This window comes from Bacillus sp. JNUCC-22, from assembly GCF_018861275.1.
Classification (GTDB): domain Bacteria; phylum Bacillota; class Bacilli; order Bacillales; family Bacillaceae; genus Bacillus; species Bacillus velezensis.
The window spans coordinates 3025037-3037580 of the sequence record NZ_CP076408.1 but is presented as its reverse complement, the minus strand read 5'-3'; the positions used below and the strand labels follow the sequence as shown (position 1 = coordinate 3037580).

The 12544-nt window shown below is 48.0% G+C and carries 15 protein-coding genes; 11 read left to right on the top strand and 4 right to left on the bottom strand.

Annotated features, from left to right (window positions below; translation table 11 throughout):
- Nucleotides 1-2 precede the first annotated feature (2 nt).
- A complete protein-coding gene (locus tag JNUCC22_RS14770; protein WP_003151978.1) occupies nt 3-224 on the top strand; it encodes a DUF5970 family protein in 222 nt (73 codons plus the stop codon).
- 62 nt (nt 225-286) lie between these two features.
- Here the strand turns inward: JNUCC22_RS14770 and guaC are convergent, their stop codons facing one another.
- Entirely contained in the window at nt 287-1267 is a 981-nt protein-coding gene (gene guaC, locus JNUCC22_RS14765) for a GMP reductase (RefSeq protein WP_150941380.1), read from the bottom strand.
- A 216-nt stretch (nt 1268-1483) separates the two neighbouring features.
- Here guaC and JNUCC22_RS14760 point away from each other — a divergent pair, with 216 nt between their 5' ends.
- Complete coding sequence (locus tag JNUCC22_RS14760; protein WP_003151982.1) at nt 1484-1627, top strand: hypothetical protein; 144 nt, start codon at nt 1484-1486, stop codon at nt 1625-1627.
- A 40-nt stretch (nt 1628-1667) separates the two neighbouring features.
- Here JNUCC22_RS14760 and yumC read toward each other — a convergent pair whose 3' ends face one another.
- Nucleotides 1668-2663, bottom strand: a complete 996-nt coding sequence (gene yumC / locus JNUCC22_RS14755) for a ferredoxin--NADP reductase 2 (RefSeq protein WP_003151984.1) — start codon at nt 2661-2663, stop codon at nt 1668-1670.
- Nucleotides 2664-2974: 311 nt separating this feature from the next.
- Between yumC and JNUCC22_RS14750 the strand changes: the two genes are divergently transcribed.
- From JNUCC22_RS14750 to JNUCC22_RS14735, 4 genes are all read left to right on the top strand, one after another.
- A complete protein-coding gene (locus JNUCC22_RS14750; protein ID WP_105937368.1) occupies nt 2975-4195 on the top strand; it encodes an NAD(P)/FAD-dependent oxidoreductase in 1221 nt (406 codons plus the stop codon).
- A gap of 174 nt (nt 4196-4369) precedes the next feature.
- Complete coding sequence (locus JNUCC22_RS14745; protein WP_007408708.1) at nt 4370-4495, top strand: YuiA family protein; 126 nt, start codon at nt 4370-4372, stop codon at nt 4493-4495.
- Between the two features lie 68 nt (nt 4496-4563).
- The gene (locus tag JNUCC22_RS14740; RefSeq protein ID WP_025285206.1) at nt 4564-4884 is read left to right on the top strand and encodes a YuiB family protein; all 321 of its coding nucleotides are present in this window, start codon (nt 4564-4566) and stop codon (nt 4882-4884) included.
- Nucleotides 4885-4984: 100 nt separating this feature from the next.
- The gene (locus JNUCC22_RS14735) at nt 4985-5626 is read left to right on the top strand and encodes a 3D domain-containing protein (RefSeq protein ID WP_289847806.1); all 642 of its coding nucleotides are present in this window, start codon (nt 4985-4987) and stop codon (nt 5624-5626) included.
- 29 nt (nt 5627-5655) lie between these two features.
- On the opposite strand, the gene JNUCC22_RS14730 is transcribed toward JNUCC22_RS14735, so the two are convergent.
- Complete coding sequence (locus JNUCC22_RS14730) at nt 5656-6132, bottom strand: divergent PAP2 family protein (protein WP_014418782.1); 477 nt, start codon at nt 6130-6132, stop codon at nt 5656-5658.
- A 147-nt stretch (nt 6133-6279) separates the two neighbouring features.
- On the opposite strand from JNUCC22_RS14730, the gene JNUCC22_RS14725 reads away from it, so the two are divergent.
- Both JNUCC22_RS14725 and JNUCC22_RS14720 read left to right on the top strand, forming a co-directional pair.
- Nucleotides 6280-7770, top strand: coding sequence for a leucyl aminopeptidase (locus tag JNUCC22_RS14725; RefSeq protein ID WP_216061845.1), 1491 nt, complete (start codon nt 6280-6282; stop codon nt 7768-7770).
- A 132-nt stretch (nt 7771-7902) separates the two neighbouring features.
- Nucleotides 7903-9231 carry a Na+/H+ antiporter NhaC family protein gene (locus JNUCC22_RS14720; RefSeq protein WP_025285203.1) on the top strand — a complete coding sequence of 443 codons (1329 nt, stop codon included), beginning with the start codon at nt 7903-7905 and terminating at the stop codon, nt 9229-9231.
- Between the two features lie 46 nt (nt 9232-9277).
- On the opposite strand, the gene JNUCC22_RS14715 is transcribed toward JNUCC22_RS14720, so the two are convergent.
- Nucleotides 9278-9871, bottom strand: a complete 594-nt coding sequence (locus JNUCC22_RS14715; protein WP_007408702.1) for a biotin transporter BioY — start codon at nt 9869-9871, stop codon at nt 9278-9280.
- 99 nt (nt 9872-9970) lie between these two features.
- Here JNUCC22_RS14715 and JNUCC22_RS14710 point away from each other — a divergent pair, with 99 nt between their 5' ends.
- The 3 genes from JNUCC22_RS14710 (at nt 9971) to JNUCC22_RS14700 (ending at nt 12533) form a co-directional block, all read left to right on the top strand.
- On the top strand, nt 9971-10567 hold the full coding sequence (locus tag JNUCC22_RS14710; protein WP_020956283.1) for a sulfite oxidase-like oxidoreductase: 597 nt from the start codon (nt 9971-9973) through the stop codon (nt 10565-10567).
- Between the two features lie 175 nt (nt 10568-10742).
- Nucleotides 10743-11612 (top strand): alpha/beta hydrolase, encoded by an 870-nt coding sequence (locus JNUCC22_RS14705; RefSeq protein WP_020956282.1) that lies wholly within the window; start codon nt 10743-10745, stop codon nt 11610-11612.
- Between the two features lie 135 nt (nt 11613-11747).
- The gene (locus tag JNUCC22_RS14700) at nt 11748-12533 is read left to right on the top strand and encodes a 2,3-dihydro-2,3-dihydroxybenzoate dehydrogenase (RefSeq protein WP_072589525.1); all 786 of its coding nucleotides are present in this window, start codon (nt 11748-11750) and stop codon (nt 12531-12533) included.
- Nucleotides 12534-12544: the final 11 nt, after the last annotated feature.

The window sequence follows — 12544 nt, the reverse complement described above, 5'->3', positions numbered from 1 at the left end:
ATATGAGAAGTAAATTATCATTAATCGGTGTGCCAATTGTTATGATTATCGGTTATATCATTTCTTTATCCTTTGAGTGGCTGTTTCCTGTTCTTACTTTTGGGGTGGCAGGACTATATCTGTTTATATTTGCTCCGGTGCAAAATAAATTCATTCGTTACATCTTTTTGTTTATTTTTGTGATTAATCTGTTGGCCAGTGCGGCTCTTTATTTCGGTATTTAATTAAAAAAAATGACATTCATATTGAATGTCATTTTTTTATTTTTTTGCGGCTCTGCTGCGTGTTAAAATCTGTCGCCGTTGAAAATAGAGTTTTTTACGATCACGTAGTCGACATTGCGGATGGCTTCGAGTGTATTGCCGCCGGCGTAAGAGATGGAAGATTGCAGATCCTGCTCCATTTCAACCAGCGTGTCCTGTAATGACCCTTTATGTTCGACATGCATTTTTTTGCCTTCGACGTTTTTCTTTTCGCCTTTTTGAAATTCAGAAGCGGAGCCGAAATATTCTTTGTACAGCTTGCCGTCGATTTCGATCGTTTGTCCCGGTGATTCTTCGTGGCCGGCGAATAATGATCCGATCATGACCATGGATGCGCCGAATCGGATGGATTTCGCGATATCGCCGTGCGTGCGGACGCCGCCGTCAGCAATGATCGGTTTGCTCGCCGCTTTTGCGCACCAGCGAAGCGCGGCTAATTGCCATCCGCCGGTTCCGAAGCCGGTTTTAATTTTGGTGATGCAGACTTTCCCGGGGCCGATTCCCACTTTTGTCGCGTCAGCGCCCGCGCGTTCCAGCTCCCTTACGGCTTCAGGCGTCCCGACATTCCCTGCGATGACAAAGCTTTCCGGGACATGTTCTTTAATAAATTGAATCATGCTGATCACGGCATTGGAATGGCCGTGCGCGATATCAATGGTAATATAATCCGGCACAAGCTCCTGTGCTTTCAGCTCCCGGATGAATTCATAATCATTTTCCTTCACGCCGACACTGATGGAAGAAATCAGTCCGCGCGCTTTCATATCCTGGACAAAAGCCAGGCGTTTTTCCGGTTCGAAGCGGTGCATGATATAAAAATACCCGTTTTCCGCGAGCCAGGCCGCGATGTTTTCATCTATTATCGTCTGCATGTTGGCCGGCACGACCGGAAGTTTAAACGTGTGTCCGCCCAATGTAACTGATGTATCACATTCAGATCGGCTGTCCACAATGCATTTTGCAGGAATCAGCTGAATATCTTCGTAATCAAATACATTTTCCATATATAACACCCCTAAAAGCGAATAATAGAATTAAATAAAATTAAAATGTTCGTCTTTTTATAATGTACTTTGTTTTGTCAGGAATGTCAAATGATTTCATGCTGCCTCATATGCGGTCAGCTTGTCATCCATTTGCAGTTTGGTTATCATAGTAGTATTGGGTGTTGTAAGACATTTGTTACGATAGATAGATTTGCAAAGAAGGGAGGGGCCGGTGTGGAACAAAAACAGCCCGGGCACAGCCCGAAAGCCCAAAAAATTCAGGACCGGATTATTTTAGGCACGATTTGGGTCGTGTCGGCGCTTGTCATTGCGCTCGTTGTCGGAACCGTCATGAATTATATTTGGATGTTTAAATAAAAAAGAGTCTGTGCCGGTATGACACAGACTCTTTTTTATATTATTTTTCAAACATGCTTGTAGAATGCAGAGGCTGGACGCGCGCTTTCGGGTCCATGTAAGCCTTCGCGTTGTTCACGGCTGTCGGAGCTTCGCCGAAACCGCTGGCGATCAGCTTGACTTTGCCTTCATATGTGCAGATATCTCCGGCGGCAAAGAAGCCTTCAATATTCGTTTCCATCGTGCTTTTGACGACGATGGAATTTTTCTCGATGTCAAGGCCCCAGTTTTTAATCGGGCCGAGAGAAGAAACAAAGCCGTAGTTTACGATCAGGTCATCAATTTCGATGATTTCTTTACGGTCGCCTTTCACTTCTTCGAGAACGAGCTGTTCGATCCGGTCTTCACCGACAAGTTCAGCGGGAACAAACGGTGTCAGCACGTTGACTTTAGAATTATGCAGGTTTTCGACACTGTGCTCATGCGCGCGGAATTTATCACGGCGGTGGATGATGCTGACTTCTTTCGCGATCGGCTCAAGCATGAGCGCCCAGTCAACTGCGGAATCGCCACCGCCCAGAACGGCAACGCGTCTGCCTGCGAATTGATTGAGGTCGTCAATGAAGTAATGCAGGTTTTTGCCCTCATATTGTTCCGCTGATTCCAGCTCAAGCTTTCTCGGCTTAAATGCGCCGTTTCCCGCGGTGATAATAACCGTTTTTGAATAATGCGTTTCTGAATTCGTGACAAGCTTAAACACACCGTCCGCCTGTTTTTCAACAGATTCAACGGCCTGCTCTAAGCAGATGGTCTGATCGAACTTTGCCATTTGCTCTTTTAAATTGTTCACAAGTTCTTGGGCGCGGATTTTCGGGAATCCGGCTACATCATAAATATATTTTTCAGGGTACAGCGCGCTGAGCTGGCCGCCAAGCTGAGGCAGGCTCTCGATGATTTTGACGCTCGCCTGTCTCATTCCCCCGTAAAAAGCGGTAAACAGGCCGACCGGGCCGCCGCCGATGACCGTAATATCATAAACCTTTGAATCCTCTTGCATACCAAATTGCCTCCTAATTGAAAATTGTTATTAATTATAACATACAATTTAAAAGGATGACGAGTGCCGAAAACCGCCCGGCCGCTTCATTCTTGAAAAAAATTGCGGCTGCCGCTAATATGGGGACAAATTCCAATCTGTTTTTTCCTGAATGTTTTCTGATTCTTCCGGATAGTATGGTGATATGCAGACATGTGCGGTTTTCTAAAAAATTTTATATTTCATTTCATAAAATCCCGCCAATAAGCTGAAGCTAATACAAATGTTGATTTGATTATGCGTCTAACAGCAAAAAAAAGAAGGTGGATGTGATGGCATTGAATAAACCCAAAATCGTGGTTTTAGGTGCAGGTTATGGTGGATTAATGACAGTAACAAGGCTTCCGAAGCATATCGGGGCAAATGACGCTGACATTACTTTGGTCAATAAACACAATTATCATTATGAAACGACATGGATGCATGAAGCGAGCGCAGGAACGCTGCATCATGACCGCTGCAGATATCAAATAAAAGATGTAATCAATGAATCACGGGTCAACTTTGTGCAGGATACCGTAAAAGCGATAGATGTGCAAAATAAAAAGGTGACGCTTTCACAAGGGGACATCCCTTATGATTATCTCGTCATCGGGCTTGGCGCCGTCCCTGAAACATTCGGGATTAAAGGCTTAAAAGAATTCGCTTTTCCGATCGCGAATATTAATACGTCGCGCCAGCTGAAAGACCATATTGAGCTCCAATTTGCGACATACAATACGGAGGCTGAAAAACGCCCTGACCGCTTAACCATCGTTGTCGGCGGAGCGGGCTTTACGGGAATTGAATTTCTCGGTGAACTTGCGAACCGCAAGCCGGAGTTATGCAGATATTATGATATAGATGAAAGTCTCGTCCGAATCGTCTGTGTCGAGGCCGCCCCGACGGTTTTGCCGGGATTTGATCCGGAGCTTGTCGATTACGCCGTTCAATACCTTGAGAGCAAAGGCGTTGAATTTAAAATCGGCACCGCGGTTCAAGAATGCCGCGCAGACGGTGTCACAGTCGGCAAGAAAGATGAAGAGCCGGAAGAAATCAAATCCCAGACCGTTGTCTGGGCGGCGGGCGTGCGCGGACATCCGATCGTGGAGGAAGCGGGTTTTGAAAATATGCGCGGCCGTGTCAAGGTCAACCCTGATCTTCGGGCGCCGGGACATGATGACGTTTTTATTCTCGGCGACAGCTCGCTCTTTATCAATGAAGAGACGGAACGGCCGTACCCGCCGACTGCTCAGATCGCGATGCAGCAAGGAGAAACGGTCGCCAAAAATCTGGGCGGTTTGATTAAAGGAGGCCAGCTTGAAGAGTTCAAGCCTGACATTAAAGGAACCGTCGCCTCCCTCGGTGAGCATAACGCTGTCGGAGTCGTATACGGCAGGAAGCTCAAAGGTATGCCGGCGTCCTTTATGAAAAAGGTCATTGACAACCGCTCGCTCTTTATGATCGGCGGGCTGGGCCTGACGCTGAAAAAAGGGAAGTTTAAATTCTTCTGAAAACCCGCAGCCGCGGGTTTTCTCTTCTTTTAAAAAAGAGCGCTATAAAAAGCATGTAAAAGAAAAAAAAAGAATGTTTCCGCTTACATGAGTTGTTTTGTTACATATTCTGACTTGGTGCTTGACAAGTAAATATGATATATTATCAGAAAATTAAGAAAAAGGGTGATCCGCATGAAAACGACAGCAAAAAGCACGGCGGCGTGTCCGTTCTGCTCAGGTAAAGGGTATTTTCAATTGCTTCTTGGCGGCTCCGAAACATGTCCCTCCTGCCAGGGAAGCGGCAAAGAGAGACGATGATTTTTCCAGACGTTGACTTTTTTACCGCCCCCGAGGTACACTGAAAGTGCTGTAGGGGGTGGATGTTTGTGATTAGTTTGCCGGTTGTCCTGATCTCAATCGTACTATTTTTTGTACTGTTTTTCGGCATAGGCTTTCTGTTGAACATGCTGCTTAGAATGTCGTGGATTATGGCTGTTGTCTATCCGATTGTATGCCTTTTCATTATCAGCAATAAAAAGATGATCAGTTACGTGCAGGCGCCGGGGGAGTCCTTTCAAAGCCTGTTTCAGCGTATCATGTCATTAGCGGTTGCGGATGTCGTGATTTTGGCGGGCGGACTGGCGGGAGCCATCACGTCAGGCATTGCCATAAAGGCGCTCAGAAAAAGAGGATATCAAATGTTTTAAGCCGCTTTCTTATTTGAGAAAGCTTTTTTTGTGTCGCGGCGCTTTTTGTATAGCACCTCACCGAGTTGGGAACAATGACTCGGAGGAGAGTGATTTCAGATTGACGATAATCAGACGCGTATTCATGATCGTGCTCTTTTTGGGCGCATGCCATGCGACATACTTTTCCATAACCGGTGTTGAAGCAAAGGATCTGACAAATTGGATGACCGAGCATCGCGGTGCCGTTTTGAAAAACATGGGCACTCCGTTTCAATCCTTACAGAATCAGCCGGAAAAGAAGGCATCAGGCAGGATAAAACCGCTGGAAGAAGCTTTTGACTGGGAACGCTATCCCTCACATAAGGTGACGGCCACCGGTTATACCGCCGGAGCGGAATCTACCGGAAAATCTCCGGGTCATCCGCAGTACGGAATTACATATTCAGGCGTGAAGGTCAAACGCGATTTATATTCAACTGTTGCGGCCGATCCGTCTGTTTTCCCGATCGGGACGATTCTGTTTATACCGAATTACGGTTACGGGGTTGTCGCCGATACCGGTTCAAAAATTAAAGGCAGCCGCCTTGACCTCTACTTTGACACCGTCAAGGACGTCTATAACAATTGGGGCAAAAAAACACTTGATGTCTACATGATTAAAAAAGGGAACGGCACAGTGACCGAGGACGAACTTGTAAAGCTGAACGAAACCAAGTCGATGCAAGTGTTCAGAAATCAATACAAAACGGTAAAAGAATAAAAACGCTTCAGCATCCGCTGAAGCGTTTTTTACATAAAGAGATAATCTAAAATCAATGTCAGCACAATACCGGTGACGCCGCCGAAGAACACTTCAATCGGCTGATGCCCGAGCAGTTCTTTCAGTTTCTTCTGTTTTTCCTTCTCTTCCGCTTTCTGAAAGTCCTTCGCTTCGCTGACAAACCGATTAAAGTCGATGACCAGTTTATTAATGACCGTCGCCTGTTCACCCGCATGCCGCCTGACACCTGTAGCGTCGAACATCGTAATGACGGCGAAAATCGCGGCGACTGCAAACAGGGGCGAGTCCAGCCCCTGTTGCAAAGCGACTCCGGTTGACAGCGCAGTGACGGCGGCGGAATGGGAGCTCGGCATGCCGCCGGTGCTCGTCACAAGAGACCAGTCAAGTTTTTTGGATACGATAAATTGAATAGGCACTTTTACAACTTGGGCAAAAATAATGGCGGCAAAACTCGCCAGTAAAGGAAAATTCATAAGTACATCCATATGCGACATCCTTTCTGTATCTGCTGATTCCGATCGTATCGAAAAACTGCAGAAAACGCCCTTAGTTTGGTAAAATAAAATCAATGAAAAATGTTTTTTCATTATACCACTTTACATAACAAATACCCACATAAGGAGTGTGTACTCATGTTTTATGCATCTGATCAACTGCGGCATCCCGAAACACTGGTCATCGGTCTTTTTCAAAAAAGCACGCTGAACGGATTTACGAAGGAATTGGATGATAAATTGGGCGGTCATCTGACCCAGCTGTTAAAGGATGGTGATGTGTCCGCCAAACGCAATCGTGTATCAAAAGTATACCCTCCGGCTGCGACCGGTATGAAACGTATTTATTTTATCGGTCTGGGAAGAGAAGCGGATTATTCGTTTGAAGATACGAAAGAATGCTTTGCACGAGTATTTCAGCAGATTCATCAAGATAAAAAACAGGAAGTATCCGTTTTGCTCGATACATTCGTCTCCGGGGAAGTGCCTGCCGCCGATGCCGCTCATGCGCTTTCAGAAAGCTGTCTGCTTGCGGTTTACGAAGTGCAGGATTATAAACATAAATCAAATGAGCCGGATCAGGAACTGAAATCAGTCTGCGCCGTGACCGAAGAAGACCTGAGGGAAGTGCAGGCCGGCCTGAACGTCGGCGCGGCATACGGCCAAGGGACGAATTCAGCCCGCACGCTTGTGAATATGCCGGGTAATATGCTGACGGCCACCGATTTGGCGTCATATGCCGCTGAGCTTGCGGCAAAATACGATTTTGAGTGTGAAATTTTAGAAAAAGATGAAATGGAAGAGCTCGGCATGGGCGGGCTGCTTGCTGTTAACAAGGGCTCATCCGAACCGCCGAAAATGATCGTTCTGAAGTATCAGGGCAAAGATCAGTGGGAAGACGTCATCGGCCTGGTCGGTAAAGGAATTACCTTTGATACGGGCGGATATTCAATTAAGCCGAAAACCGGCATCGTCGGCATGAAAAGCGATATGGGAGGAGCCGCTTCGGTATTGGGCGCGATGGAAATTATCGGCGAACTGCGGCCTGAACAAAATGTGCTCGCCGTCATACCGTCTACGGACAACATGATTTCGTCCGATGCCATGAAGCCGGATGATGTCATCGTTTCGCTCAGCGGAAAAACCATTGAGATCCTGAACACCGATGCGGAAGGGCGTCTCGTACTTGCCGACGGCATCACATACGCCAAGCAGCACGGAGCCTCTGTCCTTGTAGACGTCGCAACGTTAACGGGCGGTGTCATTGTCGCGTTAGGAAACGAAATGACGGGCGCCATGACCAATCACGCCGCGTTTTATGAACAGGTTGCGGAATCGGCGAAAGAATCCGGCGAGCCGATCTGGCAGCTTCCGATTACAGAAAAGGATAAAAAACGGGTGAGAAACAGTCAGATGGCTGATTTGAACAATTCTCCGGGAAGAGAAGGCCACGCGATTATGGCGGGGGCATTCATTGGTGAATTCGCGGAAAACACGCCGTGGGTTCATCTCGATATTGCGGGAACCGCAACGGCGAATAAAGCGACATGCTTCGGCCCTGCCGGCGCAACAGGCGTCATGGCAAGGACGTTGGCTGTTTTGACTGAGCGCTTTACGCCCGAAAGATAACAGCATCCCGCTGCCTTGATGCAGCGGGTTTTTTGATTTCCAAAATCTTTAGTTGACTAAAGCGCAGAATATATGGTAACTTTAATTATCTACTACATTAGCAAACTAAAGGATTTTTGGAGGGACTCATCAATGAATGCTGTTGTTGTCGCAGTATTGCTTATGCTCGTCTTAAGCCTGCTGCGTGTCAATATTATTATAGCTTTAATGATCGGCGCGCTTGCCGGCGGGCTGACCGGCGGCTTAGGCCTAGGAGAGACGGTGAAGGCTTTTACGGACGGTCTCGGCGGAAATGCCACCGTCGCGGTCAGCTACGCGCTGCTCGGAGCATTTGCCGCGGCGCTGACAAAGACGGGGCTTCCCGATGCAATGGTGGAAGCGTCTGTCAAACTAATCGGAAAAAAGGAAGATTCGCGGAAAAAAGCACTGTCAAAAGTGTTAATCGTACTGATTATTTTAATCATATCCTGTTTCTCGCAAAACGTGGTGCCCGTTCACATTGCGTTTATTCCTGTATTGATTCCGCCGCTTTTAAAAATATTTAACGAACTTGAAATAGACCGCAGACTGATCGCGTGTGTGATGACATTCGGACTGACTGCGCCTTATATCGTTCTGCCTGTCGGATTCGGACAGATTTTCCAGGGGATGCTGAGAGATAATATGGCGTCAGCCGGTTTAAAGGTGCCGCTCAGTGATATCCCGTATGCTTTAATCATTCCGACGGCCGGGATGGTAGTCGGTTTAATTTTAGCCGTCATCGTCTTCCGGAAACCGAAGAAATATGAGACGAAGGAGATTGCCGGACTATCGTCTTCTCCTTATACGAAAAAAAGCATTGCCATCGCCTTGATCTCCATTGCCGTGTCGCTTGCCGTTCAGCTCTATCTGTCACAAGTGCTCGGAGTGGAAGGTATGATCATGGGTGCGCTTGCCGGCTTGTTTACGCTGTTTATCAGCGGAGTCATGAAGCGCAATGAAGCGGATAAGCTGATCACGGACGGCATGATTCTGATGGCTTTTATCGGGTTTGTCATGCTTGTTGCGGCCGGTTTTTCAAATGTATTGAATAAAACGGGTGATGTGGCTTCCTTGGTCAAAGCATCAACAGGCTTTATCGGCCACAGCCAATCATTAGGCGCGCTCCTGATGCTGGTGGTCGGTTTATTAATCACGATGGGAATCGGATCATCATTTGCAACCGTACCCGTCATTACGACCATATTTGTCCCGCTGTGCGCTCAGCTCGGATTCAGTCCGATGGCGACGATTGCCGTAATCGGAGCGGCCGCCGCGGTCGGTGATGCGGGTTCTCCTGCAAGTGACAGTACGCTCGGGCCGACGTCAGGCCTCAGCGCCGACGGACAGCACCACCACATTTGGGATACGTGCGTACCGACATTTATTTTCTATAACATTCCGCTTGTGATATTCGGCTGGATTGCCGCACTTGTCCTGTAAAAAAAGGCTCCCGGAAAGGGGAGCCTTTTTGTATGCTGAGAACATCTTACGCCGGGTTTCTGCTGAACCCCGTCGCTTTATGAATAGACCTGTAAACGGCAGGCGCGATTGATGCCAATAACAGTGCTAAAACGATATCTTTTATAAAAAACCATATCATGTAAAACCAGGCCATTCCGTAGCTGATCGGAGCATGAAGCCATAATTTCAGCGCAATATACGTATAGGTCGTGCCAATGATATAAATGACGGCGGTACCGATCAAAGAGGCCCATGCATAATGCAGGCGGCCGGGTTTTTTTGTTTTTTCCAGCAGCCATCCGGCTGCAAATGCCGCCGGGATATAAGCGAGAATAAATCCGCCGCTCTTTCCGATAAACGGCGCAAAGCCTGCTGAGAATTGAGCGAAAACAGGCGCCCCCGCGAGTCCGGCCAATGCGTATACCGTCATTGCAATGGCTGCCCGTCTGGCGCCGAGAAGCATCGCGGCTAACAGACAAAAGAAAGGCTGCAGCGATAACGGAATTCCCGCAACTTGCAAAAAAGGAGCCATTGATGTAATGTTGGCGCCGACGGCCATCAGTGCGGCAAACATGCCGATAAGCGCCATATCGCCCGCGCGAAGGTTGCGTTGTTTCATTTGTTTTTCCCCCTTACACTTGTACCAGATTAGCGTAATCGAAGGGTGATTGATTGTCAACAAAGATTTAACACAGGTTTACTAAATGGAGGGAGCCATATGTTTTTCGGGAAAACGAAACAAACAAAACAGTCGGAACGGATTCCGCCAAATCAAAATGTCACAACGAAGTTTCCCGTGCTTCACGCCGGAAATGTTCCTTATTATGAAGATATGTCAAAATGGAATCTGCAAGTGTACGGACTTGTTGACCGTCCTATGCTGTTAAGCTTTGAAGATATCAAAGCCTTTCCTGAAGCCGAAGTGAAAAATGATATTCATTGCGTTACGGGCTGGTCCCGTCTTGATAATATCTGGCAGGGAATACGCGCCAAAGACATCGCTGAGAAAGCGGGCGTGCACAAAGAAGCGGGATTCGTCATTCTGCACGCTGAAGAGGGCTGGACGGCCAACCTGCCGCTTTCTGATTTTGCGCGGGAAACATCCCTGCTGGCATATGCGCATAACGGCGAGCCGTTAACGCCAGAGCACGGCTATCCGCTCAGAGGCGTTTTCCCCCATCTTTATTTTTGGAAAAGCGCAAAATGGCTGCGCGGCATTCAGTTCACAAAGGAAAACCACCCCGGCTTTTGGGAGAAAAACGGCTACCATATGAGGGGAGATCCATGGAAGAATGAGCGCTTTACATGGGATTAAGCCCCTATCACTATATAGTTCTTAGGTACCTTATTGAAATAAGGTGCTTTTTTTATATCAAAAATCCATTGACTTTGTTTGGCAAAAAACCTATTATTTGAGGTGTCTTTTGATATTGAAAATCATTATCAATAAGCATAGATAAAGCAATTGCCGCAAAGGGGATGAACACATAATGGACGGAAAACAAATAAAGCGGGGTTTCGCGCCGGCCGGCCGATACGCGGTTCCGGGCACAGAAGTAAGAGAAATGCGCTCAAAAGGAGGCCGTATGTATCGTATCTTTGTCTCTTTTCCTCAGGAAGAACCGCCTGCATCCGGCTTCCCCGTCATATACCTGCTCGATGCGAATTCCGTATTCGGCACAATGGCCGAAGCTTTGCGGGTGCAAAGCCGACGGCCTGAAAAAACAGGCGTTGTTCCGGCGGTGATTGTCGGAATCGGCTACCCGACAGATCAGCCGTTTTCCGCCGAACGTCACAGTGATTTTACGATGCCGCTTTCTGAATCAGAACTGCCGGTGCATCCGCGCGGCGCGGCATGGCCCGAACAGGGAGGGGCGGAAGCGTTTCTGAGTTTTATAGAAGAAGAAGTAAAGCCCGCGATGGAGCGGGATTATCCGATCGACAGAGGCAGGCAGACGATTTTCGGCCATTCGCTGGGCGGTCTTTTTGTGCTGCAAGTGCTTTTGATGAGGCCGGACATGTTCCAGACCTATGTTGCCGGGAGTCCGTCAATTCACTGGAACAAGCGTTTTATTCAGGAAAAAGCGGAACGTTTGTCAGACCGGCTCTCTGCGGAAAATCTTCAAGTCAGCGTATTGCTGGCTGCGGGAGAAATTGAAAAAACACATAAAAGCAGAATCCCGCAGCACGCAGAGGCGCTGTACTCTTTATTATCCGGATTTGAAGATGATGGAGTCCGTGCTGAATACAGCGAGTTTGAAGGAGAGGGCCATATTTCTGTCCTGCCCGTTTTAATCAGCAGGGCCCTGCGTTTCTGCCTGAATCCGGGAGGACCGCATACCCCGTATTCTCCCGCATGAGAAAAAACAGGCCCTTCGAACTAAATGCGGCTGATTCTAATTTTCTAATTGACTGCGTGTTTTGATTTGGATATGATTGTCTTGAATCATAGTTGATAATGATAATCATTATCAATATAGAAGGGGAATGATAATATGGACGCATTGGGAATGAAAGGGAAAACGGCCGTTGTCACCGGCGCCGCTCAAGGCATCGGAGAAGCAACAGCGCTTGCCCTTGCTGAACAAGGCGTAAATGTGGCAGCTATAGATACAAATGAAGACCTGCTTCTCGGGCTTACTGACAGACTTCGGCAAAACGGCGTGCAGGCGCAGGGGTTTGCCGCAGATGTATCTGACAGTGCGGCTGTCAATGATATCATCGCCGCCGTTGAACGCGACATGGGGCCTATTGAAATATTGGCGAACGTTGCGGGCGTGCTGCGGCCGGGTCCGGTGCAATCCCTCAGTGATGAAGATTGGGATCAAACATTTTCAGTTAATTCGACCGGCGTATTTCATGTGTCGCGGGCTGTAAGCCGGTACATGATTGAGCGGAAAAAGGGCGCCATCGTTACGGTCGGTTCGAATGCAGCCGGCGTTCCGCGTGCTTCCATGGCGGCTTATGCGGCGTCAAAAGCGGCTGCCGTTATGTTTACGAAATGCCTCGGACTGGAGCTTGCGGCCCATCATATCCGCTGCAACATCGTATCTCCGGGTTCAACGGAAACCGACATGCAGCGGGCGCTGTGGCAGGACGAGAACGGAGCCCGGGACGTCATCAGAGGTTCGCTTGATACATATAAAACGGGAATTCCGCTTCAAAAGCTGGCGAAGCCTTCTGATATTGCAAATGCCGTTTTGTTTCTGGCTTCTGAACAGGCAAACCATATTACGATGCATGATTTATGCGTTGATGGCGGCGCTACTTTAGGCGTTTGATGTAACGAGAA